Source organism: Pseudomonas sp. R2-37-08W (assembly GCF_003851705.1).
In the GTDB taxonomy this organism is placed as follows: Bacteria; Pseudomonadota; Gammaproteobacteria; order Pseudomonadales; family Pseudomonadaceae; genus Aquipseudomonas.
Genome location: NZ_CP027728.1, coordinates 3,281,748 through 3,307,395 on the forward strand (window position 1 = coordinate 3,281,748; position 25,648 = coordinate 3,307,395).

Genomic DNA, 25,648 nt, shown 5'->3' on the forward strand with positions numbered 1-25,648 from the left:
CACTGCTATCGGGAGCAAGCCCCCTCCCACCTTGGAAACGAAATTGCCCTTTATGCCCAACCAAACCATCAAGACGCCCTGTGTAGGCCTGTGTTCCACCGTCTACGGTGACCTGGTCTGCCGGGGCTGCAAGCGTTACCACCACGAAGTGATCCAGTGGAACGGCTATAACGCCGAGGAAAAACACGCGGTGTGGCTGCGCCTCGAGCAGTTGCTGGTGCAGGTCATGGCCAGCAAGCTGGAAGTGGTCGACCCGCAGCGTCTGCGCCAACAACTGGAAGACCGCAAGATTCGCTTCATGCCGCAACAGTCGCCGTATTGCTGGGCATACCAGCTGATTGCGCGGGGTGCGCGGGTGATGTCGAAGCTGGACGCCTATGGGTTGGCGTTGCTGCCGGAGTTTCGTGAACGTAGCCTCACGGACCTGCGCGATGCGATTGACCGGGAGTTTTTCCTGTTGTCCGAGGCGCATTACGAGCGCTATATCGCGCCGGTTTTTCTGCGCGATTCCTTTGGTCCAGCCCTGATCGCCACGCTCTGACGCGCAATTGTGTTTAAAATGCCGCCCGCTCAACGACTGACGCTCAACGATGACCCCAGACGCACTCGCTATCTTGCACGCCCATCTGCTCACCGCCCTGGCCAGCGCTCCGGCTGAAACCCGGCGCCTGTTTCACGGCCGTGGCCGCTGCTGGCCGGGCCTTGAGCAGGTGACGGTGGACTGGCTGCAAGGCGTGGTGCTGGTAGCGCTGTTCAAGGAAACCGAGCATCTGCAGGCCCTGAAGCAGCAGTTGTTGCAGATTGACTGGGCCGGCTTCGGCGCCCATACCGTGGCGCTGCAACACCGCTACCTGCCGCAAAGCACCACCGAGTGGCTGGTGGGCGAGGCCATCGACGAGCTGACCATCACCGAAGGCGGCCTGCGTTACCTGATCGACCTGGGTAAAAAGCAGAACAGCGGCCTGTTCCTCGACATGCGTTACGGGCGCAACTGGGTGCGCGAGCAGGCCAGGGGCCAGCGCGTGCTTAATCTGTTTGCCTACACCTGCGGATTCTCCGTGGCCGCTATCGAAGGCGGCGCCGACCATGTGGTGAACCTGGACATGGCCCGTGGCGCCCTGAGCCGTGGCCGCGACAACCATCGCCTGAATGGTCACGACTTGAGCAAGGTCAGTTTTCTGGGCCATGACCTGTTCAAGTCCTGGGCCAAAGTCACCAACAGCGGCCCCTATGACTTGGTGATCATCGACCCGCCCTCTTTTCAGAAAGGAAGCTTTCTGTTGACCAAGGATTACCAGCGCGTACTGCGCCGCCTGCCGGATTTGCTCACGGCCCAGGGCACGGTGCTGGCGTGCATGAACGATCCGGCCTTTGGCGAGGACTTCCTGATCGACGGCGTCACCCGCGAGGCACCGGGCCTGCGCTTTGTAGAACGCCTGGCAAACCCACCGGAATTCCCGGATATCGACCCGCAAAGCGGGTTGAAGGCCCTGGTGTTTCGCCAAGGCTGATGCCGAAAAGTCCTACGCTTGCTACGCTAGGGCATACGCCGGGCGGTGAACCTTATCCCTGCCTTCCCGGTCGATACCTGCATTCCCCGGCCAGACTCGACAGCGTTACGCTGTCGGCTGCCCCGTTTGACCCTTTGGAGAACCGCCCGTGATATCGACCCTGCATGTAGCCAGAATCAAAGCCTGGGGCGCCCACGGCTTTACCGCCACCGGTGTGGTACTGGCATTCCTGGCCACCCTGGCGCTGCTGGAAAACTCCCCCAAGGCCTGCTTGCTGTGGCTGGGCCTGGCACTGGTGGTGGATGGCGTCGACGGCTCCCTGGCGCGACGGGTCAATGTCAGCACGGTATTGCCCAGCTTTGACGGCTCGGTATTGGACCTGGTGATCGATTACCTCACCTACGTATTCATCCCCGCGCTGTTTATCTACCGCTATATCGACCTGCCGGACTTCACCCACCTGTTTGCGGTGTCGGTGATCCTAGTGTCGTCGCTGTTCTGCTTCTGCAACGTCAACATGAAGAGCAAGGACAACTATTTCGTCGGCTTCCCGGCGGCATGGAACGTGGTGGCCTTGTGTGTATACATCATCCAGCCCGACGCCTGGATCACCTTGCTCACCGTAATCGGCCTGGCGCTGCTGACCGTGACGCCGATGAAGTTCCTGCACCCGTTCCGGGTCAAGCGGTTCATGCCGATCAATATCGCGGTAACCACAATCTGGTTGCTGTGCAGCTTCCTGATGGTGGTGGATTATCCGAACACCAACCCGTGGACCTTCGGGTTATGGTCGCTGATGTCGGCGTACTTCCTGGGTATTTGCATTTGGCGCACCGCGCTGGAGTGGATGGGCACCCATAAATAGCCAGGCGAACACAGTAAAATGTGGGAGGGGGCTTGCTCCCGATGGCGGTGGTTCAGTCAGCTTATTTGTCACTGACAGACCGCCATCGGGAGCAAGCCCCCTCCCACATTTGGTTATGCGTACATCCGGCAGGTAAGATGGCGGGCCTGCGTGCCCACCCAACAATAAGCCCTGCCCATGCCCTTCGAACTCAGCGTTGACCTGACTACCCTCGCCATTCTCGCCGTCGTGGCTTTTATCGCCGGCTTTATCGACGCCATCGCCGGCGGAGGTGGCTTGCTTACCACCCCTGCCCTGTTGACCGCCGGCATGCCGCCGCACCTGGTGCTGGGCACCAATAAACTCAGTTCCACCTTTGGCTCGGCCACCGCCAGCTTCACGTTCTACCGCCGCAAGCTGTTCCACCCGCGCCAGTGGGTGCATGCCATCGTCGGTACCTTGATCGGCGCGCTGACCGGCGCTGTGGTCGCGCACTATTTGCCCGCCGAGACCCTGAACAAGATGCTGCCGGTGATCGTGTTCGCCTGCGGGGTGTACCTGCTGTTCGGCGGCACGCCCAAGGCACCGCTGGACGCCGAGGCGCCGATCAAAAAGAAATGGCAGGCTACCCAGGGCTTCGGCCTGGGCTTCTACGACGGCGTGGCCGGGCCCGGGACCGGTGCGTTCTGGACCGTGAGCACCATGCTGCTGCACCCGATCGACCTGGTGAAGGCCAGCGGCGTGGCGCGCAGCATGAACTTCGTCAGCAATGCGGCGGCGCTGACGGTGTTTATCATCAACGGCTCGGTGGACTGGATCGTCGGCCTGGCAATGGGTATCTCGGTGATGGGCGGCGCGTTCTTTGGCGCGCGCAGCGCAATCAGCGGCGGCGCCAAGTTCATTCGCCCGGTATTCATCACCGTGGTGCTCGGCCTGACGGTGCGCCTAGCCTGGCAGCATTGGTTCAGCGTGGCCTAAGCGACGGGCCACATACAGGTCGATCAGGTAACGCGCAATCGAGCGTGACGCCGGCAACGGCGGCAGGTCGTGGATGTTGAACCACTGCGCATCTTCGATCTCGTCGGCCTGGGGCACGATGTCGCCACCGGCATACTCGGCATGGAAACCCAGCATCATCGAATGCGGGAACGGCCAGCACTGGCTGCCCATGTACTGCAGGTTCTTCACCTCGAGCTGCACTTCCTCGCGCACTTCGCGGATCAGACAGTCTTCGGCCGACTCACCCGGCTCGGCAAAGCCGGCCAGGGTGCTGTAGACCCCAGTGACAAAGCGCGGCGAACGGGCCAGCAGAACCTCATCGCCCCGGGTCACCAGCACGATCATGCTCGGCGAAATCCGCGGATAGCTGCGCAGGTCGCAGGGTTGGCAGTACATCGCGCGCTCCCGTGGCACTTGCACCATGGCCTGGCCGCAACTGCCGCAGAACCGATGTTCGCGCGCCCAGGTGCCGACCTGCGCGGCATAGCCCAGCACTTTGTACAGGGTGTGATCGCCTTGCAGCATAAAGCCGCGCAGGCCTTGCCAGCTGCAACCCGGTACTTCGCCAGCGCTGTCGAGTTCCAGCAGGTACACCGGCTCGCCATCGAGGTGGCCGATGCCGTGTTCGGCAAACACCGACAGGTCCTGGCGCTTGAGCCACTCCCGAGGGAACAGAGGCCCATTGGCATCCTGCAAAAAGCCGTCGCGGCTGCGGGCGACGGCCCAGCCGCCGGCAGCGTCATTGTCCAGCAGCGTTGTGGTAATCCAGCCTGGGGTCATATCGATCAATCCAAGAATTCGGGTGCCTGCTTGCTCATATGGGCCGCGATGGCCACGCGCAGGTCATTGGATTGCAACATAGCCGAGTTCCAGGTGGCAACGTATTCCAGGCCATCATTGACAGTGTGGTCGCGCATATAGCTGATCATCGCCTTGGTACCGGCCACGGCAATCGGCGACTTGGCGGCGATTTCATGGGCAATGGTCATGACGCCGGCCAACAGGCTTTGCTGGTCGGCAAACACGCGATTGACCAGGCCGATGCTGCGCGCCTCCTCGGCACCGAACTGACGACCGGTGTAGGCCAGTTCGCGCAACATACCGTCGCCGACGATGCGGGGCAGGCGTTGCAAGGTGCCGACGTCGGCGGCCATGCCCATGTCGATTTCCTTGATCGAGAACTGCGCGTCCTCGGCGGCGTAGCGCATGTCGCAGGCGCTGATCAGGTCAATGGCACCGCCGATGCAGTAGCCGTGGATCGCGGCCAGTACCGGCTTGCGGCAGTTGTCGACCGCATTGAACGAGGCTTGCAGCCCGAGGATCTTGCGCCGCAGCAGACGCGCATTGCGGCCCACATCCTTGCCCAACTCATTGGCCACCGAGGCCAGCAGCATCAAGTCGATGCCCGAAGAAAAGTGCTTGCCGGCACCGCTGAGCACCACGGCGCGCACGGCATCGGTGTCGTCGACCCATTGGAAGATCTCGATGATTTCGCTCCAGAACGCCGCGTTCATCGCGTTGATCTTTTCCGGGCGATTGATCTGCACATGGGCAACGTTGCCGCTGAGTTCCACAACGAACGCTTGGTATTCGGACATGGCCGTGATCCCTGACTGGCGAGTGATAAGGCCCGAACTATAACAAGGGCAGGCAACGGCGCATCGGCCAAAAGCGGGACTGGCAAAAAACCTTGCCAGGCGCCATCCTTGGCGCTTTAAGCCGCCCCACTGCGGCGTTCGACGTTTGAAGGATATGCCCCATGCACGCCCAGCCGCTCACCCCCGCCGAGTTCGACCAGATCGAAGAAACCCTGCTCAAGTACGGCGACGACCATTCGGTGCTCAACGTCGCCGAACTCGACGGCTACTTCACCGCGCTGGTATCGAGCCCGACGCAGGTGGATATCGCCGAGTGGTTTCCGGCCATCTGGGGCGGGCAGAACCCGGACTGGGAAAGCCCCGAAGAGGCCGGGCAGTTCCTGGACCTGTGTGTACGCCACTTCAATACGCTGGCGGCGCAACTGGCTGGCAATTCCAAGGCGTTCAAGGCGCTGTTCGATGAAAAAGAGCACCACGGCCAGGCCGTGACCCTCGCCGAGGAATGGTGCTTCGGCTATATCCGTGGCGCGGCCATCGGCAACTGGCCGCCGCTGCCCGCCGAACTGGCCACTCAGTTCGAGAAAATCTCCTGGTGCGCCGAGCAGGATAATTTCGAATTGCCGGCGGACCTGGATGTGCAGGCCCATCAGCAGCGGGTCAGCGAAATCGAACCGGCGGCGCGGGCGCTGCACGATTACTGGCTGAGCAAGCGCTAAATCTCGACAAGCACCGCACCTTTGGCCGATTATTCGGGTCCGCCCCGTCGGCCACTCCATGCCACCTCGCCTTGATCAGGAGCCTTGCCCCTTGAGTTCGCAGAAAACCGTGACCGTTACCCCGCCCAACTTTCCTCTCAATGGCAAGGTCGCGCCCCCCGGCTCCAAATCCATTACCAACCGCGCCCTGCTGCTGGCGGCCCTGGCCAAGGGCACCAGCCGCTTGAGCGGCGCCCTGAAGAGCGACGACACCCGTCACATGTCGGTGGCCCTGCGGCAGATGGGCGTGACCATCGACGAGCCGGACGACACCACTTTCGTGGTCACAAGCCAGGGCAAACTACACTTGCCGGCGCAACCGCTGTTCCTCGGCAATGCCGGCACCGCCATGCGCTTTCTCACCGCTGCCGTGGCAACCGTGCACGGCACCGTAGTGCTGGACGGCGACGAGTACATGCAAAAGCGCCCGATCGGGCCGCTGCTGGCCACCCTCGGCCAGAACGGCATCCAGGTCGACAGCCCGACCGGTTGCCCACCGGTGACCGTGCACGGCGTGGGCAAGGTCCAGGCCAAGCGTTTCGAGATCGATGGCGGGCTGTCCAGCCAGTATGTCTCGGCGTTGCTGATGCTCGCGGCATGCGGTGAGTCGCCGATTGAAGTCGCCCTGACCGGCAAGGACATCGGCGCCCGTGGCTATGTGGACCTGACGCTGGACTGCATGCGTGCCTTCGGCGCCCAGGTGGAAGCCGTCGACGACACCACCTGGCGCGTGGCCCCGACCGGCTACACCGCCCATGATTACCTGATCGAACCCGACGCCTCCGCAGCCACCTACCTGTGGGCCGCAGAGGTGTTGACCGGCGGCCGTATCGACATCGGTGTCGCCGCCGAGGCGTTCACCCAGCCGGACGCCAAGGCCCAGGCGGTGATCGCCCAGTTCCCGAACATGCAGGCCACGGTGGTGGGCTCGCAGATGCAGGACGCCATCCCGACCCTGGCGGTGCTTGCCGCGTTCAACAATACCCCGGTGCGTTTCACGGAACTGGCCAACCTGCGCGTCAAGGAATGTGACCGCGTGCAGGCGCTGCACGACGGCCTCAACGCAATCCGGCCTGGCCTGGCGACCATCGAGGGCGACGACCTGCTGGTTGCGGCTGATCCGGCCCTGGCCGGCACGTCCTGCAACGCCTTGATCGATACCCACGCCGACCACCGCATCGCCATGTGCTTTGCCCTGGCCGGGCTGAAAGTCGCAGGCATTCGCATCCAGGACCCGGACTGCGTGGCCAAGACTTACCCTGGGTACTGGAAAGCCCTGGGCAGCCTTGGCGTAACGCTAAGCTACTAAGACAACAGCGCAGGTTCAGGGAGGGCACGCACATGACCATTCGCCAACCCTGCCCGCCCGGCGTCTGTGACTGCGAGCGCGAACGTTTGCTGGAGGCGCCCGAGCCCGACCTGCGCATTCTCAACCTGACACGCCAGGAAGAAAAACGCCTGCTCGAGCGCCTGGAGAATCTCAAGAGCCTGCAGGACCTCGAGCATCTGCAGCAGCGGATGTTCGAACAGTTGGGCATCCGCCTGCATATCGCGCCGGGCCACACTGAGGTCAAGAGCATGCGCGGCATCCAGATCGTCATCGACGAGCTGCCCGGCCTGTGCCGCAAGACTCGCCAGTCGATTCCGGCGGCGATCCGTCGCGGCCTGGAGAAGCAGCCGGAGATTGCCTACCGATTGCTGGATGCCCACGACCTGTTTCGCGACGCTTGAATCACCCCGCTACCGTCTCGCGCACAAACAGCGTCTGCCCTGTCTCCCTGGCCTTGCGCAGATGCGCCTCGGCACTGTCGCTTTCCGACTCCAGCAGCAACTGCGAGGTCAGCACCTGCGCTCCGCAGTAGTCGAAGATCCCGTAGTCGATCTGCGTGCGCATGGCCTGGGCATAACCGTGCCGGTCGAAGGCATCGGCATCGGCAGCCCCCAAGGCCAGCAGGTGCACCTGCAAGTGCCGCAACTTCTTGGTCACCGGTGTATCCGGGCCGTAATCGATCGCCCAGCCGTTGACGAAGACACGGTCGATCCAGCCCTTGAGCAACGCCGGCATGGACCACCAGTAGATCGGGAACACCACGACCAACGCGTCGGCGCGTTCGATGCGAGCCTGTTCGGCGAGGACATCCGCTGGCGGCGTGGCGCGGCTGCGGTGTACCTGGTGGTCGGCGGCCGTGTAGCGCGGATCGAAGCCTTCGGCCGCGAGGTCGGCGATTTCAAAGGTGTGCCCGGAGGCGCTCAAACCGGCACCCACGTGCGCGGCCACGCTGTGGGTCAGGGATTGGCTGTCGTGATGGGCCACAACGATGAGTGCATGCATGACATTGACTCCTTTTAGGCTTAAGCTACTTTTAGTAAGTTACGCCCTTAAGTTACTTTTGGTATATAAGCATGTCAAGCGAACAATCCCCTGCCCCGCGTCGGCGTCTTTCCCGCGAAGAACGCCTGCAACAGTTATTGGAAACCGCCTGGCAACTGGTGCGCGAGGAAGGCACCGACGCCCTGACCCTGGGGCGCCTGGCCGAGTTGGCCGGGGTGACCAAACCGGTTGTGTACGACCATTTCGTCACGCGCTCTGGCCTGTTGGCCGCGCTGTATGAGGATTTCGATGGGCGCCAGAACCAGGTGTTTGTCGACGCCATCGAGGCCAGCAGCGCGACACTTGAAGCGCGTGCGTGGGTGATTGCCTCGTCCTATGTGGATTGCGTGTTGCTGCAGGGTCGCGAGATTCCAGGGGTGACGGCGGCGCTCAGTGGCTCGCCGGAGCTGGAGGCGCTCAAGCGCAAGTACGAGGCCATCTTTCTCGATAAATGCCGCGATGCCCTGGCGCCCTTCGCGCCGGGTGGCACGCTTTCCCAGGCGGGCCTGCGCGCCATGCTGGGCGCGGCCGAAGCCTTGTCCCATGCCGCAGCCAGCGCGGAAATCAGCCGCGAAGAAGCGCAACAGGAACTGCTGGCGACCATCCTGGCGATGGTCAAGCGCGGCGCCGCCTGAGACCGCGACGGTCGTCAACTAAAAGCAGATCAATGTGGGAGGGGGCTTGCTCCCGATAGCGGTGGTTCAGTCGATTGATAGGTGACTGACACACTGCCATCGGGAGCAAGCCCCCTCCCACACTGTCACCGGTTCTCAACCCAAGCGTTCATCCACAAACCGCTGCACCTTGCGCGTCAATTGATCCAGGTGCCGGTCGCGCTGCTTTTCCGCGTCCACCATCGCGCGCTTCCCGTGCTTTTGCAGCAGGTAGGTATGGATCTGCCGCACTTCCAATGAGCTGTAGATAGCCGCCACGTCGAGCACGCCCATCAACCCATCGGTGCCGTAGTCCCGCGTATTCATCAGCACTTGGGTGCCACGCGCGCCACGCACCTGGAAGCCCATCGCTTCGAATGCGGCAACCTTCTCCACCGAGCACGCCAGCTCCCCATGGGGATAGCGCGCCAACACGTCACCCAGCATGGCCCGGGCCACGCCTTGGCGCCTGAACCCCGAGTGCACGGCCATAAAAGCCACGCCACAGGCTTGAGGGTCGTCCTTCACCGGTAGGTACAGGCAAAACCCAATGACAGTCTCCTCCTGCATCGCCACGACCAGCTCAACGCTGATGCCCTTCGATCCATCCAGCGCCTCCAGGTACAGGTGCACCTCGAACCCGATGGCGTACTGGTAAATGTTGTAGAGCAGGTTGCTGGGCGCCAGTGCCACGCTGCTGATGTCGGTGAGGTTGTCGACCACCAGCTGCAGGATCTGGCTGTTGACCGGTTCGGGGCACGGCGTGGTGTAGCGGGTAAGGCTGAACATGCAAATTCCTGGGGTTTCACGTCAAGGCAGTGGCGATTGTACCTGTTGCACGCCGTGAAGCCTCGGCCCTGATCCGCCGGCACTCAAGCATTGAACAAAAAAAGTTCGGACCAACGGGTGCATGCACGCACCTGGATCGCGCATCATGGGCACTTTCAAGCTCAAGGGTAACGTCCATGCGCGTTCTGTCATTGATGATGGGTCTTACGACGCTGGCCGCCAGTACGGTGTTCTGCGCCAGCGCGATGGCGAATGAAGAAAGTCAGTTGGTGCAACAGATCAACCAGTACCGCAGCCAGGTGCAGCGCTGCGGCGACCAGGGTTCCCAGGAATTGCCGCCGCTCAACAGTGACACACGGCTGGTGCTGCCGGCCACCAATGTCGGCGATTTGCAGCAGTCGCTGGCGCGGGCCGCGTACCCCATGGTCAACGTGCAGGCGATCAGCCTGTCCGGGCCCAGGGATGCCGAGGCCGCCATGAAAGCGGTGCGTGAAAGCTTCTGTCGCGTGGTACTCGACCCGCAATTCGTCGACATCGGCGTGAGCAACAGCGGCCAGGACTGGCGCATCGTGCTCGCCCGCCCGCTGCTGACCAGCGGCCTGGGCGACTGGCAGACCGAAGGCCGCAAACTGCTCGACCTGATCAACGCCGCCCGCGCCCAGCCGCGCCAGTGCGGCACCCAGGCGTTCACGGCGACTACGCCGCTGTCGTGGAACGACGATCTGGCCGGTGCCGCCAACAGCCATACCCGCAATATGGCCAACGGCAACTTTTTCGATCACCTCGACCACGACGGCCGTACCCCCGGCGACCGCGCCGAGCTGGCCGGGTATATCGCAAAAAACATCGGCGAAAACATCGCCGCCGGCCTCGATACCCCACGCAAGGTGCTCGACGGTTGGCTCGCCAGTCCCGGCCATTGCGCCAACCTGATGAACCCGCAATTTCGTGAATTGGGCGCGGCCTATGCGATGGACCCGAAAAGCGATGCGGGCATCTACTGGACGGGGCTGTTCGGCGCGCAATAACGTAGATCGGCGGCCCGGACCTGCGATGACTCGCCCCGCCAAATGGGCAATGAAATCAAAGGGCCACCTAGGAGATAATCGCGCTGAACTGATCCAGGTCATTCCGGTCTGTTGCTAGTCGGTCTGACCTCTTCAAAGCCTAACAGCGCGTAGCGAGCAAGGTGTGAACCCAATGATGAATTGGCTGCAAGGCAGCAGCGTAATGGCAGAGCGGGTTCGTCGGCATGATTGGGCCAGTACGCCCCTGGGGCCGGTTGAACACTGGCCGGACGTGTTGAAGACAACCGTTGCGCTGTGCTTCGCCTCCAGCTTTCCCCAAGCCATCGTCTGGGGGCCTCAATTGATCACCCTCCACAACGATGCATTCGTGCCGATCCTGGGCAACAAGCCCGACGCCCTGGGCCGTCCGTTCAACGAGGTGTGGCACGAGGCATGGGATGACATCCGCCCTATCGCCGACACCGCGTTCGCCGGGCAGGCCACCTATATCGAAAACTTTCCGCTGTTGATCCTGCGTGACGACACGCCTGAACAAGCGTATTTCACCTTTTGCTACAGCCCGATCCGTGATGCAAAAGGCGCGGTGGTGGGATTCCTGGATACCGTGACCGAAACCACCGCCACGGTCTTTCTCACCCGGCGCCTGGCCGTGCTGGACGCTATCGGCAACAGCGTCGCCACGGCCACCGCCCCCGAAGCAATCATGATGTCGACCACCCGCCTGCTGGCCGAACACCTGCAAGTGTCGATTTGCGCCTACGCCGACATGGACGACGATCAAGACGGCTTTACCATTCGCGGCGACTGGTCGGCGCAAGGCTCGCCGAGCATCATCGGCCATTACAGCCTGGCCGCGTTCGGCGAGCGCGCAGTGACCTGCCTGCGCGCCGGCGAGCCCCTGGTGATCGGCAATAACCTGCTCGAGTTGCCGGCCCATGAAGCCGCGAACTTCCAGGCACTCGGTGTAACGGCGACCATTTGTATGCCGTTGATCAAAGACGGCCGCCTCACCGCGCTGATGGCCGTGCACGACAAACAGCCCCGCCACTGGTCCTCCTATGACCTGGCGCTGTTGGGCGAAGTCACCGAACGTTCCTGGGCGCATATCGAGCGCGTACGCGCCGATGCTGTGGTGCGTGAGGGCCTGGCGGCCTATACCGAACTCAATGCAACCCTGGAACAGCGCGTCGAAGAACGCACCCGCGCCCTCGCCCAGGCCGAAGCCGCGTTGCGCCAGTCGCAAAAGCTCGAGGCCATCGGCCAACTCACTGGCGGCGTCGCCCATGATTTCAATAACCTGCTGACGATCATTCGCTCATCCGTGGACTTCCTGCGCCAGCCGGGGCTCTCGGAAGAACGCCGGCAACGCTATATGGGCGCGGTGTCCGATACCGTCGAGCGGGCCAGCAAGCTCACCAGCCAACTGCTCGCCTTCGCCCGCCGCCAGCCGTTGAATCCACAGGTGTTCGATGTCAGCCAACGGGTGCGCAACATTGGCGACATGCTTGAGAGCGTCACCGGCGCACGCATTCATGTGCAGGTGCAATTGCCCGACCAGCCCTGCTATGCGCGCATCGATTCCAGCCAGTTCGAAACCGCCCTGATCAACATCGCCCTCAATGCCCGCGACGCCATGGACGGCCAGGGCAGCCTGACCATCAAGGTTGCCGCCCAGCAGCCGCTGCCGCGCATCCGCGGGGATGCCGAGTCGCGCCTGCCCTACATCGCTATTTCCCTGGCCGACACGGGCGTGGGCATTGCCGGCGATACCGTCGAACGCATTTTCGAGCCGTTCTTCACCACCAAGGCCGTCGGCAAGGGCACCGGCCTGGGTTTGTCGCAAGTGTTCGGCTTTGCCAAGCAATCGGGCGGCAATATCGATGTGACCAGCACCCTGGGGCAAGGCACGGTGTTCACCCTGTACCTGCCCGAGGTGGAAGGCGAAGCCGCGCCCCGGCAGCACGCAGAGCAAGACCTTCCACCGCCGCTGGACCTGGCCCAACGGCATGTACTGATCGTGGAGGACAACCTGGAGGTGGGACGCTTCGCCAGCCAGATCCTCAAGGATCTGGGTTACCAGACCACCTGGGCCACCAACGCCGAACAGGCGCTGACGCTGGCCGGCAACGACGCCGGGGCCTTCGACGCGGTGTTCTCGGATGTGGTGATGCCTGGGATGACTGGCGTCGCCATGGCCAGGCTGATGCGCCAGCGCCGGGCGGACCTGCCGGTGGTGCTGGTCTCGGGTTACAGCGAAGAACTGGCGGACAGTGGCTATGAAGGCTTTGAATTCCTCGCCAAACCCTACTCCGCCGAACAGGTTGCGCGCGCGTTGGCCAAGGCCATGGCCAAGGATCAGCCCGCCACGGCCACCTGATTGCGGCCCAGCGCCTTGGCCCGGTATAGCGCCTTGTCAGCGCTGTCCATCAAGCCATACAAGTCCAGCGCCTGGGTATGGGTCGAAGCCAGGCCCAGGCTGGCACTCAAGCCCTGCACCGGGTCGGCCCGCAAATCGCCAATGGCCTGGACCAGTTGCTCGGCGATGCCGCGCGCGGTTTCCAGGGAGGTATTGGGCAGCAATATTGCGAACTCTTCGCCTCCCAGGCGGCCGTACACATCGACCTGGCGGAACGAGGTGCTGATCACGCTGCCAATCTGGCGCAACACTTGGTCGCCGGCTTGGTGCCCGTAGGTGTCATTGATGGTTTTGAAGTGATCCATGTCCAGCATCAGCACACACAGTGGCTGCTGCTCACGACGGCACTGGGCATAGAGCGCCTGGGCCTGTTCGAAAAAGGCCCGACGGTTCATCAACCCGGTCAGCTCATCGGTCTGGGAGGCGTGGGTTGAAATGGTGTGGGCGCGCTCCATTTGCCGGGTCAGGCGAAAGGCTTTTTCCAGGGCGTCGGACAGTTTGTGCGTGGCGGCCGCCACAAAGGACGAGAACACCAATACCGCCAGCGCCACGCCGACCTGCATCGGCGATGGCTGGAACAGCAACCACAGGGTACAAGGCAACAGCACCAGGCCCATGGACCCCAGCGACATGTAGCGATAGGCCGAATAGCAGGACACCGCGCCGACCGACATGCCCACGGCGAACAGCATGACCAGCACCTGGGACACGCGGTCATCCACCGGCATCACCGCCAGCGCCCCGCCCCCCAGATGCCCGCCGACAACATCAGTGTCACCCAGTAACGCCGCTCCCACCGCGCCGGCGTACGCTTGCTGTCGGGACAGCGGAACCATTCAAGGAACAATTGCAGGCGCAGCAGTGAGGAACCGGCCAGCAGCACCAGCCATACCAGGATCAGCTGCTGGTCGAAGCGCTCCCAGCACAGCCAGCACAGCATGAGAGCGGCCAGGTAGCTGCCAAACAGCGCCGGGAAGGACTGGCGAAACAGCTGGTGCAAACGGTCGGTGCGCACCTGCTGTTCGATAACACGGTCCGGGTCTTGCCCAAGCCCATGGCTATTCATGCGATTCGCCTGTCTGAGTGCTACGACAAAGGTGCCATTGTGGCACCCTGCCAGTAGCCCGGACAACCGCATCCGTCGCGCCAGGCGCGTTTAACTCTCCTGTGGTCGCAGAATCAACACACCCAAGGGTGGCAGGTTCAGCGACAGCGACACCGGCTGCCCGTGGCGGGGCTCATCCACGGTCTGTACCGCACCGCCATTACCGAAGTTGGACCCGGCATACATGTCGGCGTCACTGTTGATCACTTCGCTCCAGCGCCCGGCAACGGGTACGCCGACCGCATAGGCCTCACGGGGCACCGGGGTGAAGTTGGCGACGACCAGCACTGGTTTGCTGTCCTTGCTCCAGCGCAGCCAGGCATAGACGCTGTTGATCGCATCGTCGCCAATCAGCCACTGGAAGCCCTGGGGCGCGTCATCCTGCTCGTGCAGCGCCGGTTCCTCGCGGTACAGGCGGTTCAAGTCGCCCACCAGCTTTTGCACCCCACGGTGCTCGGGGTATTGCAACAGGTACCAGTCCAGTTGCTGGTCGTGGTTCCACTCGCGCCACTGGCCGAACTCGCAGCCCATGAACAGCAGCTTCTTGCCGGGGTGCATCCACATGAAACTCAGGTAGGCACGCAGGTTGGCGAACTTCTGCCAGCGGTCGCCGGGCATCTTGTCGATCAGCGAGTGCTTGCCGTGCACCACTTCGTCGTGGGAAATCGGCAGGATAAACCGCTCGGACCAGGCATACACCAGGCCGAAACTCAGCTCGTTGTGGTGATGGGCGCGGTACACCGGGTCTTGCTGGATGTAATGCAGCGAGTCGTGCATCCAGCCCATGTTCCATTTGTAGTTGAAGCCCAGGCCACCTTGCTGGGTGCTTTGGCTCACCCCCGGCCACGCGGTGGACTCCTCGGCGATCACCAGGGCGCCCGGCGCCTCCAGCGCCACCACGTCGTTCAAGTGGCGCAGGAAATCGATGGCTTCCAGGTTCTCGCGGCCACCGTGACGGTTGGGCACCCACTCACCGGCTTTGCGCGAATAGTCGCGATACAGCATCGACGCCACCGCATCCACGCGCAGGCCGTCGACGTGGAAGTGCTTGAGCCAATGCAATGCCGAGGCGAGCATGAAACCGTGCACCTCGGTGCGGCCCAGGTTGTAGATCAGCGTGTCCCAGTCCTGGTGGAAACCTTCCAGCGGGTTGGCGTATTCGTACAGCGCGGTGCCGTCGAACTGCGCCAGGCCGTGGGTGTCCGTCGGGAAATGCGCCGGCACCCAGTCAAGGATCACGCCGATGTCCGCCTGGTGGCAGGCGTTAACGAAATACGCGAAATCTTCCGGCGAGCCAAAGCGTGCGCTCGGCGCGAACTGGGACAAGGCCTGATAGCCCCACGAACCGCCGAAGGGATGCTCCATGATCGGCATCAGCTCGATATGGGTGAAGCCCAGTTGCTGCACATAGGGAATCAGCCGCTCGGACAGTTCGCGCCAACCGTACTGGCGTGACACTTCTCCGGCCTCGTCCAGCTCGCATTGCCAGGAACCTACGTGCAACTCGTAGATCGACAGCGGCGCGGTGGATTTCTGTTTGTCACCTCGGGCCTGCATCCACTCATGGTCCTGCCAGTCCACCTGCAACGGCGCGGCGACCTTCGAGGCGGTGTCCGGCGGCAGCTGGGTGGCCAGGGCCATCGGGTCGGCCTTGAGCGGCAAAATGCCGTGGGCACCGAGAATCTCGTACTTGTAGGCCGCCCCCGGTTGCAGACGCGGGATGAAAATCTCCCACACGCCCGACGGATGGCGCAAGCGCATCGGATGCCGGCGACCGTCCCAGATGTTGAAGTCGCCCACCACCGAGACCCGCCGGGCATTCGGCGCCCACACGGCGAAACGTACGCCCTGCACGCCGTCGACCGTGGTCACTTGAGCGCCCAGGCAACTGCCCAGGTCGCGGTGGTTGCCTTCGGCAAACAGGTACAGGTCCATTTCACCGAGCAGCAATTGGTTGAAGCTGTACGGGTCTTCAGTGATCTGCTCGCCACCGGCCCACTGGATCTTGAGCAGGTAAGCTTGGCGCGTGTTGAAGTGCCCGACGAACAGCCCCGGCACCTGGCTGGCGTCGAGGCTGCCGATAGGCTCGCCACTGTCACGTGCCAGTACCTGGACACTCAAGGCTTCGGGCAGGAACGCGCGGATAAATTGCCCGCCCTGCTCATCATCATGCGGCCCAAGGATCGAGAATGGATCGTGATGCTCGGCGCGTACCAGCGCCTCGACGTCCTTGGACGCCGGCATTGCAGTCAACTTGGGCTGCAGCGGTTCTCTTTGCGTAAAACTCATGACGTCTCCCCACCGCGTGCAGTTTTCGATTCAGGTGTAAGCCCGCTGAGCAAACCGTGCAACCCTTGCAAGGGCACCGGCAACCAGCTCGGGCGATTTTCCGCTTCGTAGGCCACTTCATACGCGGCCTTCTCCAGGCTGAACAACGTCAGCGCGGCGTCCTGGCCGTTGGCATCCTGCCAGTCATGCGCCAGTGTAGCCGTCGCCGTCTGATAAGCCTGGGTAAATGCCTGGCGGGCTTCACTCAGGTAACGCTCGGTCACGCGACGACGCGCGGCGTCGGCTTCCGGCGATTGATCAACCCCTTGCACGTTCAGGGCCATGGCCGCTGCGTAATCGAAGGAGCGCAACACCCCACTCACGTCCTTGTAGGGGCTGTGCTTACCGCGCCGTTCATGCAGCGGGCGCGCCGGTTCGCCTTCAAAGTCGATCAAATAGGCATCGCCCTTGACCACCAGTACCTGGCCCAGGTGCAAGTCACCGTGGACGCGAATCCGCAACCCGCCCAGCGTGGCTTTCGCCAGCGCCTGGACATGGCTGCCGATGGCTTTTTTCTGCGCCAGTAATTCACTGACCAGCGCCTGATCGGCGGGGTTCAACTGGCTTTGATTTACTTTGAGCAACTGCAGGGCCCGCTCGATCTGCGCCCCCACATCCTTGGCCCAGGCCTGGGTGTCCTTGACCGAAGTGACTTCGGGCTTGAAGTCCTTGTTCTGGGTAGGCGCGCCCAACACTACGTGCATCTCGCCCAGACGCTGGCCGAGCAGGCCGGCAAAGTCGGCCAGCTCGCCCAGGGCGTTGTAATGCTGCTCCTGTTCGGAAATCGCCTCGGCCAGTTCGTCGCGAATGGCGCGTTCGAGGTTGTTCTGGGTCCAGCTCCAGGCGTCGCCCTGGTTGCTCAGGTAACCCTGGGCGATCATCAGCAGGTTGTCCTGGCCCTCGGCGTCGCGCCGGCTCATCGAGCCCATCAACGGCGAAATGTTCGGGTATTCGGCTACGGTCAAGTAGGCGCTCATTTCCAGTTCCGGGTGCACCCCGGCACTGACTTTGCGGATCAGCTTGAGCACCAGGCTCTCGCCGACCACCACCGAACTGTTGGACTGCTCGGCAGACAAGTAGCGCACCGCTGATTCATCCGTCAGCTGCAAGGCAGCCAGGTGCGGCGTGGCTTCAAAGCGCAGGTCACCCTCGCTGCTATTGAGCACGGTACCGGCCTGCAGGCTTTGGATCACGCTGCGCACAAAATGCTCGAGGCTGAACGCGTCGGTGACCAGCCCTACCTGGCGGCTGCGCCGTACGCGGGCCATTGCCAATTGCTGCGGCAAGGCGCTGGTGAGCTGGTCTTCGCCAAGGAAGCCGAACGGCAGTTGATACCGGCTGGTCTGGCCCGCGCTGGTGACGTCGATCTCGCTGAGCAGCACCGGGTGCTGGGCGTCGCCGAAGCGCACGCCGTAGGCGATATGCACACCGTCGATGGTGGCGTCCTTACCGGCGAACCAGCGGCGCTTGGGCAGCCAGGCCGGCAGCGAGGTGTGCTCCAGGGTGGTGCGGCAGGGTTCTTCCAGTAACTCTTCCATACGTTTTTTCAACACCAATGTCGTGAAGTCAGGAATGCTCTGGGCTGGTTCCACATGCCAGCTCGGCATCTGGTTTTCCGCCGCCAGCACGAACCAATAAAAGCCATAGGGCGCCAGGGTCAGCAGGAAATTCAGTTGCCCGATGGGCGGGAATGCGTTACCGCCGAGCATTTCCACCGGCACCATCCCGGCAAACGCCGACAGGTCCAGCTCCGCCGCCTGGGCGCTGCGCGAGACGTTGGCCACGCACAGGATGATTTCAGTACGGCCGTCCTCCCCGGTGTATTCACGGGTATAGGCCAGGATGCGGCGATTGCTCGGCGACAGCATTTTCAGGCTGCCACGCCCAAACGCCTTGGATTGCTTGCGCACCGCCAGCATGCGCCGCGTCCAGTTCAGCAGTGAATGCGGGTCCTGGGCCTGGGTTTCGACGTTGACCGACTGATAGCCGTATTGCGCGTCCATGATCGGCGGCAGCACCAGGCTGGCCGGGTCGGCGCGGGAGAAACCGCCATTGCGGTCGATGGACCATTGCATCGGCGTGCGCACGCCATCGCGGTCGCCCAGGTAAATGTTGTCGCCCATGCCGATTTCGTCGCCGTAGTAGAGGGTTGGCGTGCCGGGCATCGACAGCAACAGGCTGTTGAGCAGTTCCACGCGGCGCCGGTCGCGTTCCACCAACGGCGCCAGGCGGCGGCGAATGCCCAAGTTGATGCGCGCGCGACGGTCCGCGGCATAGTAGTTCCACAGGTAGTCGCGCTCTTTGTCGGTGACCATCTCCAGGGTCAGTTCATCGTGGTTGCGCAGGAAGATCGCCCACTGGCAATTGGCCGGAATTTCCGGGGTCTGGCGCAGGATGTCGGTAATCGGAAAGCGATCTTCCTGTGCCAGGGCCATGTACATGCGCGGCATCAACGGGAAGTGGAAGGCCATATGGCATTCATCGCCGTCGTCGCCCTTCCTGTCACCGAAATAGAGTTGGGTGTCTTCGGGCCATTGGTTGGCTTCGGCCAGCAGCATGCGGTCTGGGTAATTCGCGTCGATTTCGGCGCGGATCTGTTTGAGCACACCGTGGGTTTCGGGGAGGTTCTCGTTGTTGGTGCCGTCCCGCTCGATCAGGTAGGGAATCGCATCCAGGCGCAGGCCGTCGATGCCCAGGTCGAGCCAATAGCGCATCACCGACAGCACGGCTTTCATCACCTGGGGGTTGTCGAAGTTAAGGTCGGGCTGGTGCGAATAGAAACGGTGCCAGAAGTACTGGCCGGCCACCGGGTCCCAAGTCCAGTTGGACTTCTCGGTGTCGAGGAAGATGATCCGCGTACCGTCGTATTTCTGGTCGTCATCCGACCACACGTAGAAGTCCCGCGCCGCCGAACCCGGTTTGGCCTTGCGGGCGCGCTGGAACCAGGGGTGCTGGTCGGACGTGTGGTTAATCACCAGTTCAGTGATCACGCGCAGCCCACGCTTGTGGGCCTCGGCTATGAAGCGCTTGGCGTCGGCCATGGTCCCGTAGTCGCTGTGTACGCCACGGTACTCGGCGATGTCGTAGCCGTCATCACGGCGTGGCGAAGGATAGAACGGCAGCAGCCAGATAGTGTTTACGCCGAGGTCGGCAATGTAGTCGAGCTTGGCGATCAGCCCGGGAAAATCGCCGATGCCGTCGTTGTTGGAGTCGAAATAGGATTTGACATGCACCTGGTAAATCACCGCGTCCTTGTACCAGAGCGGGTCCTTGATAAAGGTGGCAGCCTTGGGTTTTTTCGCCATTGGAAACTCCTGGAATACTCAAACTCTTACAGACTGAACGCGTTCAATGTGGGAGGGGGCTTGCTCCCGATGGCAGCGCTTCAGATAGATGTTCAGTGACTGACACACCACCATCGGGAGCAAGCCCCCTCCCACAGTTGATCTGCGCAAGATTCAGGAAGCAGTGATGCGCCAGATCCCGAACGGCATCTGCGGCTCCAGCCGAGTCCATTGGGTCTTGCCATACCAGGTCCAGCGATGGCCGTTCATCAAGTCTTCACCCTGGGTCTGGGCGTCGTCCGGCAAGCCCATCTCCCATAGCGGCAACTCGAAGTGCGCTTCCTGGGCGTTGTGCGGGTCGAGGTTGATGGCCACCAGCACGAAATTGCTGCCGTCCTCGCTGCGCTTGCCGAAGTACAGGATGTTGTCGTTCCAGGCGTTGTACAGCTTGAGCCCCAGGTGCGTCTGCAACGCCGGGTTTTGCCGGCGGATGCGGTTGAGCTGGGCGATCTCGGCAATGATGTTGCCAGGCGCAGTGAAGTCGCGCGGGCGGATCTCGTATTTCTCCGAGTCCAGGTATTCCTCTTTACCCGGCACCGGCGCGGACTCGCACAATTCGAACCCGGAATACATGCCCCACAGGCCCGAGCCCATGGTGGCCAGCGCGGCGCGGATCAGAAAGCCCGCGCGGCCGGACTCGTGCAGGAAGCCAGGGTTGATGTCCGGCGTATTGACGAAGAAATTCGGCCGGTAGCATTCGCGCCACGGCGACTGGTTCAACTGGGTGAAATACTCACTCAGTTCGGCCTTGGTATTGCGCCAGGTGAAATAGGTGTAGCTCTGGGAATAACCGACCTTACCCAGGCGCGCCATCATGGCCGGCGTGGTAAAGGCTTCAGCCAGGAAGATCACTTCCGGGTATTTGGCCCGCACGTCGCTGATCAACCATTGCCAGAACGGCAGCGGCTTGGTGTGCGGGTTGTCCACGCGGAAGGTCTTCACGCCCTCTTCCACCCAGCCCACCACGACGTCGCGCAGTTCGGTCCACAGGCCGGGAATCGCATCCGCCGCGTAAAAGTCGACGTTGACGATATCCTGATACTTTTTCGGCGGGTTTTCCGCGTATTTGATCGTGCCGTCCGGGCGCCAGTTGAACCAGCCCGGATGCTGCTTGAGCCACGGGTGGTCCTGGGAGCACTGGATGGCGAAGTCGAGGGCGATTTCCAGGCCGTGGTCGGCAGCGGCCTTGACCAGGCGACGGAAATCCTCGCGGCTGCCCAGTTGCGGGTGGATCGCCTCGTGCCCGCCCTCTTCGCTGCCGATTGCGTAGGGGCTGCCGGGATCATCGGGGCCGGCGTTCAGAGAGTTGTTCTTGCCCTTGCGATGGCTGCGGCCGATGGGATGGATCGGCGGGAAGTACAGCACGTCAAAGCCCATGTCATGGATCATCGACAAGCGTGAATGCACATCGTTGAAGGTGCCATGCCGGGCCGGATCATCGGTGATCGAGCGGGGAAACAGCTCGTACCAGCTGGCAAACTGGGCGCGCTCGCGCTCCACGTCGATCGGGTACACGCGACTGATGCTCAAATAGGCGCGGTGGTCGGCCTGGGTCATCAAGTGTGCACTGTCTTCGTGCAGGAACTGCGCGACCTGCTCGGTTTCCAGCAGGCCGGAGAGTTCGTGATGCAGCAGCATCAAGCGGTCGCGCAATTCGTTGTCACTGCGTTCGGCGGCCTGCAGCACCAAGCTGCGGCCTTCCTGCAGCTCCAGGCTGACCGGCACCCCGGCTTCGTGCTTTTTGCGCAATTCATAGCAGAAGCTGGCGAAGGTATCGATCCAGGCCTCGATGCAGTATTCATGGGGCCCCTGGGTGGTGACGGTGAATGCACCTTCCCAGCCATTGTTGCCCACATCGCTCATGACCACGCTGTGCCAGTTTTCCTGCCCGCGCGGGCGCCAGCGCACCAGCACCGCCAGCTTGTCATGACCATCGGCGAACACTTTACTGGTCACGTTGACGCGCTGGCCAACGACCGCCTTGACGGCAAACTCGCCACCATCGATCACCGGCATGGTGCTTTCAATCGCAATTCTGGGTAATAGCAGCGCCTGGGACAACGGCAATAAAGACTCTTCTGGAACCAGTGTTTCAGCAGTCATCGAGCATATTCCCCTTACGCCCTGTGGACGCTCTGTGCTTGATCCGAATTCTTGAGATGGCGGCGCGCTCGCTGAGCAGGCCCGTATTAGGTCCGAGCCTGGGCTTCGGGCAAAAGTTCAGGTGAATATGCCGCCACCCGGCGGGGAATCAATTCCTACCGACGGCTGTCCACCCATAGAGCAAAGCACAAAGGAGGCCACACCGATGAATATCCCCATCCCGGCTGAAACCCCGGACCCGAACATCGACAACCCGACGCTGCCCCCCACCGAGCCTGCACCGATTCCGGAAAAAGAACCGCCGGAGAACGAGCCGCCACCGGTGCAGGAACCGCCGACCACGATGCCGCCTGTGATCGTCAGTCCTTCTCGAAACGCTTGACGATTTTCGGCATCACGCTGAACACCGCCAGGGCCAGCAAGGTACTGAGTACCGCTGTCGATTCCCGGCCCAGACCGGCCGAGACCCCAATCGCAGCGGTCATCCACAACCCGGCGGCGGTGGTCAGGCCCTTGACGTGGCCGGCATCGTCATCCTTGCCCTTGATAATGGTGCCGGCGCCCAGGAAGCCAATCCCGGCAATCACGCCCTGCACCACCCGGCTCATGGCATCGGCCTGATTGCCGGACATCTGCGGCACCATCACAAACAGTGCTGCGCCCAACGCCACCAGCATATGGGTGCGCACCCCGGCGGCCTTGCCCTTGCTCTCCCGCTCAAACCCGAGGATGCCACCGAGTAGCGCGGCCATCAGCAGGCGCACGGTCATCTGGGTGAGCTGCCTGGCGTCGCCGATATCGGCAAATTCAGCCTGCAGTGTTTGCCACGCTTCATGCAACCAAGCGTCCATGAATGCCCTCCTGTGTTTTTTATAGGTAAAGGATGGACAGCGGCGACCGCCAGTCAGTTGCGCGGAACCCGCATACACCGCAACACCCTAACCTTCATCGCCCATGAACAAAGGAGACCGGCATGTCCCTACGTATCGAAGATCAGCTGTGCTATTTCACGCTCGGTGACAATGCTCAGGAACACAGCGTGCCTGCGACCCGAGTCAATATCGCGACCGACACCGAAAAATCCATGTCGTACGTAGAATTGGCGGCCGAGCGGATCTACATCACCGAAGCCGAGGCCGACGCCCTGACCGTTGCTGGAGCCCATGATGAGCGTCAGCATGTCAAGGCTGATGCACCTGGCTCGGTGATTTGACTGAGGTGATTTAACTGAGCTGTGCAGTACCTGTGGGAGGGGGCTTGCTCCCGATAGCGGAGGGTCAGTTACCTGATGTATCAACTGACCCAGCGCTATCGGGAGCAAGCCCCCTCCCACATTTTGAGTCGGTTTCGTCAGTGAGCACTCGGCAAGTCGAGCCATCTGATCCGCTTTTTGTCGCACTACTTGATTCTGTTATGCAAACAGAGGTGCGGGTATAGTCCCCGGGGGAAATCAGCACCCAAGGCCCCCATGAAACGCTACGAAAAATTCGCCGAAGACATCGCAGAACTGATCCGCTCCGGCGTGCTCGGCCCCGGCCAGCGCGTGCCTTCGGTGCGCTACGCCAGCCAGACTTACGGCGTCAGCCCGTCCACGGTGTTCCAGGCCTACTACCTGCTTGAGCGCCGAGGCCTGATCCGCGCGCGACCGCGCTCCGGTTACTTCGTCAATACCCATGCGCCCAGCCCGTTTTCCGAGCCGGTGGTGAGCGCGCAGGTGCACGAGAGCACCGAAGTCGATGTGAGTGAGCTGGTGTTTTCGGTGCTGGATTCGATCAAAGACCCGAACACCGTGCCCTTCGGCTCGGCCTTCCCCAGTCCGATGCTGTTCCCGTTGCCGCGCCTGGCCCGCTCCCTGGCCAGTGCCAGCCGTGCGATGGACCCGCGCCTGGTGGTCACCGACATGTCCCCCGGCAACCCGCAACTGCGCCGTCAGATTGCGCTGCGCTACATGGTCGGCGGGCTGATGCTGCCCATGGAAGAACTGCTGATCACCAACGGCGCCCTGGAAGCGCTGAACCTGTGCCTGCAGGCCGTCACCGAGCCGGGCGACCTGGTGGCGATTGAAGCCCCGGCGTTTTATGCCTGCCTGCAAGTGCTCGAGCGCCTGAAGCTCAAGGCTGTGGAAATTCCGGTGCACCCGCGCGACGGTATCGACCTTGACGCCCTGGCGCAGAGCCTTGCGCGTTACCCGATCAAAGCCTGCTGGAGCATGACCAGCTTCCAGAACCCCATGGGCGCCACGGTGCCGGAAGAAAAAAAGCGCGCCTTGGTCGAGCTACTGCGCAGCCACCAGGTGCCACTGATCGAAGATGACGTGTATGCCGAGCTGTATTACGGGCAGCATGCGCCGAAACCGGCCAAGGCTTTCGATACCGAGGGGCTGGTGTTGCACTGCGGCTCCTTTGCCAAGAGCCTGGCGCCGGGTTATCGCGTTGGCTGGGTGGCGGCTGGTCGCTTCGCGCAGAAGGTCGAGCGCTTGAAACTGATGACATCGCTGTGCCCGTCGATGCCGGCCCAGGCCGCGATTGCCGATTACCTGCAACACGGCGGCTACGACCGGCACCTACGCAAACTGCGCTATGCCCTGGAAGAACAGCAAAGCGCGATGCTCGCGGCGATCGGCCGTTACTTCCCGGCGCAGACCCGAGTCAGCCAACCGGCCGGCGGGTATTTCCTGTGGCTGGAACTGCCGGAGCACACCGATTCATTGAAGTTGTTTCAGATGGCCCTGGCACAAGGCATCAGCATCGCACCGGGGCCGATATTCTCGGCAACCCGGCGCTTTCGCAACTGCATCCGGTTGAACTACGGCAGCCCGTGGACCGAAGCGTCGGAGCAGGCGATGGAGACCCTGGGCCGGATCGTACGCTCGTTTTGAGTTGCACAATGGCGCTCCGGCCAGTCAAGGCTCTTTGTAGGAGCGAGCTTGCTCGCGAAGAACGTCTAGGCAACGCATTCATTCTGAATAACCGCGGGGGCCCTGAGTTCTTCGCGAGCAAGCTCGCTCCTACAGTCGGCATGCATCGGTTGGGGAAACGCGCGATCAGCGCCCGCCCCCCAGATCGATAAACGTACCGGTGGCATACGAGGCCTTGTCCGACAGCAACCAGATAATCGCCTCTGCCACTTCATCCGGGCGCCCGCCACGGACCATGGGGATGCCGGACTCCAGCTTGCTGACCCGGTCCGGGTCGCCACTGAGGGCGTGGAAGTCGGTGAAGATATAGCCGGGGCGCACCGCGTTGACACGAATGCCCTCGCCCGCGACTTCCTTGGACAGGCCGAGGGTGAAGGTGTCGAGTGCGCCCTTGGACGCGGCATAGTCGACGTATTCCCCCGGCGAGCCCAGGCGCGCCGCCACCGACGAGACGTTGACGATACTGCCGCCCTGCCCGCCATGCCTGGGCGACATGCGCAGCAGCGCATGCTTGGCGCAGAGGATCGGGCCCAGTACGTTGGTCTTGAGGACTTTCAGGATACGGAACTCAGACATCTCATCGACCCGCGACTTATGGCCGACGGTGCCCGCATTATTCACCAGCGCCGTGACGCGGCCCAGCTCGGTATCGACACGGTTGAACAGGGCGATCACTTCATCTTCGTTACTGACGTCCGCGCGTACCGCAATCGCCTGTGCGCCAAGGCCGCGCACCTGTTCCAGTACACGCTGGGCGGCGTTTTCGTCGGACTGGTAGTTGATGCAGATGCGATAGCCCTGGCGAGCGGCCAGCAAGGCTGTTTCGGCGCCAATCCCGCGACTGCCTCCGGTAATGATGACGACTCTGTCCATGTGCAGTCTCCTGA

General features: G+C 62.5%; 22 protein-coding genes and 1 pseudogene. 13 read left to right on the forward strand and 10 right to left on the reverse strand.

The genetic code is table 11. The features are described from left to right. Nucleotides 1-52: 52 nt before the first annotated feature. From C4J93_RS15080 to C4J93_RS15095, 4 genes are all read left to right on the forward strand, one after another. A complete protein-coding gene (locus C4J93_RS15080) occupies nt 53-541 on the forward strand; it encodes a DUF1289 domain-containing protein (protein ID WP_124370948.1) in 489 nt (162 codons plus the stop codon). A 49-nt stretch (nt 542-590) separates the two neighbouring features. After that, on the forward strand, nt 591-1,511 hold the full coding sequence (locus C4J93_RS15085) for a class I SAM-dependent methyltransferase (protein WP_124429787.1): 921 nt from the start codon (nt 591-593) through the stop codon (nt 1,509-1,511). Nucleotides 1,512-1,659: 148 nt separating this feature from the next. After that, entirely contained in the window at nt 1,660-2,376 is a 717-nt protein-coding gene (gene pcsA, locus C4J93_RS15090; RefSeq protein WP_124363153.1) for a phosphatidylcholine synthase, read from the forward strand. 177 nt (nt 2,377-2,553) lie between these two features. After that, a complete protein-coding gene (locus C4J93_RS15095) occupies nt 2,554-3,333 on the forward strand; it encodes a TSUP family transporter (RefSeq protein ID WP_124429788.1) in 780 nt (259 codons plus the stop codon). Here the strand turns inward: C4J93_RS15095 and nudC are convergent. Next, nucleotides 3,301-4,134, reverse strand: coding sequence for an NAD(+) diphosphatase (gene nudC / locus C4J93_RS15100; RefSeq protein WP_124429789.1), 834 nt, complete (start codon nt 4,132-4,134; stop codon nt 3,301-3,303). The two genes, C4J93_RS15095 and nudC, sit on opposite strands and share 33 nt — an antisense overlap. A gap of 5 nt (nt 4,135-4,139) precedes the next feature. After that, on the reverse strand, nt 4,140-4,952 hold the full coding sequence (locus C4J93_RS15105) for a crotonase/enoyl-CoA hydratase family protein (RefSeq protein ID WP_124429790.1): 813 nt from the start codon (nt 4,950-4,952) through the stop codon (nt 4,140-4,142). Nucleotides 4,953-5,113: 161 nt separating this feature from the next. Between C4J93_RS15105 and C4J93_RS15110 the strand changes: the two genes are divergently transcribed. From C4J93_RS15110 to C4J93_RS15120, 3 genes are all read left to right on the forward strand, one after another. Next, nucleotides 5,114-5,668: a UPF0149 family protein gene (locus C4J93_RS15110; protein ID WP_124429791.1), complete on the forward strand. Its 555-nt coding sequence runs from the start codon at nt 5,114-5,116 to the stop codon at nt 5,666-5,668. A 91-nt stretch (nt 5,669-5,759) separates the two neighbouring features. Continuing rightward, nucleotides 5,760-7,016: a 3-phosphoshikimate 1-carboxyvinyltransferase gene (aroA, locus tag C4J93_RS15115; protein ID WP_124429792.1), complete on the forward strand. Its 1,257-nt coding sequence runs from the start codon at nt 5,760-5,762 to the stop codon at nt 7,014-7,016. A gap of 32 nt (nt 7,017-7,048) precedes the next feature. Next, nucleotides 7,049-7,438 (forward strand): hypothetical protein, encoded by a 390-nt coding sequence (locus C4J93_RS15120; protein WP_124429793.1) that lies wholly within the window; start codon nt 7,049-7,051, stop codon nt 7,436-7,438. Nucleotide 7,439: 1 nt separating this feature from the next. On the opposite strand, the gene C4J93_RS15125 is transcribed toward C4J93_RS15120, so the two are convergent. Next, nucleotides 7,440-8,039: an NAD(P)H-dependent oxidoreductase gene (locus C4J93_RS15125; protein ID WP_124429794.1), complete on the reverse strand. Its 600-nt coding sequence runs from the start codon at nt 8,037-8,039 to the stop codon at nt 7,440-7,442. A gap of 71 nt (nt 8,040-8,110) precedes the next feature. Between C4J93_RS15125 and C4J93_RS15130 the strand changes: the two genes are divergently transcribed. Then, nucleotides 8,111-8,713, forward strand: a complete 603-nt coding sequence (locus tag C4J93_RS15130) for a TetR/AcrR family transcriptional regulator (protein ID WP_124410147.1) — start codon at nt 8,111-8,113, stop codon at nt 8,711-8,713. A gap of 135 nt (nt 8,714-8,848) precedes the next feature. Here C4J93_RS15130 and C4J93_RS15135 read toward each other — a convergent pair whose 3' ends face one another. Beyond that, the gene (locus tag C4J93_RS15135) at nt 8,849-9,520 is read right to left on the reverse strand and encodes a GNAT family N-acetyltransferase (protein ID WP_124429795.1); all 672 of its coding nucleotides are present in this window, start codon (nt 9,518-9,520) and stop codon (nt 8,849-8,851) included. A 176-nt stretch (nt 9,521-9,696) separates the two neighbouring features. On the opposite strand from C4J93_RS15135, the gene C4J93_RS15140 reads away from it, so the two are divergent. Next, nucleotides 9,697-10,548 carry a CAP domain-containing protein gene (locus tag C4J93_RS15140; protein ID WP_124363163.1) on the forward strand — a complete coding sequence of 284 codons (852 nt, stop codon included), beginning with the start codon at nt 9,697-9,699 and terminating at the stop codon, nt 10,546-10,548. A gap of 172 nt (nt 10,549-10,720) precedes the next feature. Continuing rightward, nucleotides 10,721-12,925 carry a GAF domain-containing protein gene (locus C4J93_RS15145; protein WP_124429796.1) on the forward strand — a complete coding sequence of 735 codons (2,205 nt, stop codon included), beginning with the start codon at nt 10,721-10,723 and terminating at the stop codon, nt 12,923-12,925. On the opposite strand, the pseudogene C4J93_RS15150 reads toward C4J93_RS15145, so the two are convergent. The 4 genes and pseudogenes from C4J93_RS15150 to C4J93_RS15165 form a co-directional block, all read right to left on the reverse strand. Further along, a pseudogene (locus C4J93_RS15150) lies at nt 12,904-14,030 on the reverse strand (diguanylate cyclase). The gene C4J93_RS15145 and the pseudogene C4J93_RS15150 overlap by 22 nt on opposite strands. 90 nt (nt 14,031-14,120) lie before the next feature. Continuing rightward, complete coding sequence (gene glgB, locus C4J93_RS15155; protein WP_124429797.1) at nt 14,121-16,358, reverse strand: 1,4-alpha-glucan branching protein GlgB; 2,238 nt, start codon at nt 16,356-16,358, stop codon at nt 14,121-14,123. Continuing rightward, nucleotides 16,355-19,702 (reverse strand): maltose alpha-D-glucosyltransferase, encoded by a 3,348-nt coding sequence (gene treS, locus C4J93_RS15160; RefSeq protein ID WP_124429798.1) that lies wholly within the window; start codon nt 19,700-19,702, stop codon nt 16,355-16,357. Before treS ends, glgB begins: the two co-directional genes overlap by 4 nt. A 153-nt stretch (nt 19,703-19,855) precedes the next feature. Further along, the gene (locus C4J93_RS15165) at nt 19,856-21,844 is read right to left on the reverse strand and encodes an alpha-1,4-glucan--maltose-1-phosphate maltosyltransferase (protein WP_124429799.1); all 1,989 of its coding nucleotides are present in this window, start codon (nt 21,842-21,844) and stop codon (nt 19,856-19,858) included. A 205-nt stretch (nt 21,845-22,049) separates the two neighbouring features. Between C4J93_RS15165 and C4J93_RS27160 the strand changes: the two genes are divergently transcribed. Then, nucleotides 22,050-22,226 carry a hypothetical protein gene (locus C4J93_RS27160; RefSeq protein WP_164484545.1) on the forward strand — a complete coding sequence of 59 codons (177 nt, stop codon included), beginning with the start codon at nt 22,050-22,052 and terminating at the stop codon, nt 22,224-22,226. Here the strand turns inward: C4J93_RS27160 and C4J93_RS15170 are convergent. After that, nucleotides 22,204-22,695 (reverse strand): MgtC/SapB family protein, encoded by a 492-nt coding sequence (locus C4J93_RS15170; RefSeq protein ID WP_124367308.1) that lies wholly within the window; start codon nt 22,693-22,695, stop codon nt 22,204-22,206. The genes C4J93_RS27160 and C4J93_RS15170 overlap by 23 nt on opposite strands. A gap of 122 nt (nt 22,696-22,817) precedes the next feature. Here C4J93_RS15170 and C4J93_RS15175 point away from each other — a divergent pair, with 122 nt between their 5' ends. Continuing rightward, entirely contained in the window at nt 22,818-23,057 is a 240-nt protein-coding gene (locus C4J93_RS15175; RefSeq protein WP_124429800.1) for a DUF3203 family protein, read from the forward strand. Between the two features lie 255 nt (nt 23,058-23,312). Continuing rightward, nucleotides 23,313-24,722 carry a GntR family transcriptional regulator MpaR gene (gene mapR, locus C4J93_RS15180; protein ID WP_124370965.1) on the forward strand — a complete coding sequence of 470 codons (1,410 nt, stop codon included), beginning with the start codon at nt 23,313-23,315 and terminating at the stop codon, nt 24,720-24,722. 165 nt (nt 24,723-24,887) lie between these two features. On the opposite strand, the gene C4J93_RS15190 is transcribed toward mapR, so the two are convergent. Beyond that, nucleotides 24,888-25,634 (reverse strand): SDR family oxidoreductase, encoded by a 747-nt coding sequence (locus tag C4J93_RS15190; protein WP_124429802.1) that lies wholly within the window; start codon nt 25,632-25,634, stop codon nt 24,888-24,890. Nucleotides 25,635-25,648: the final 14 nt, after the last annotated feature.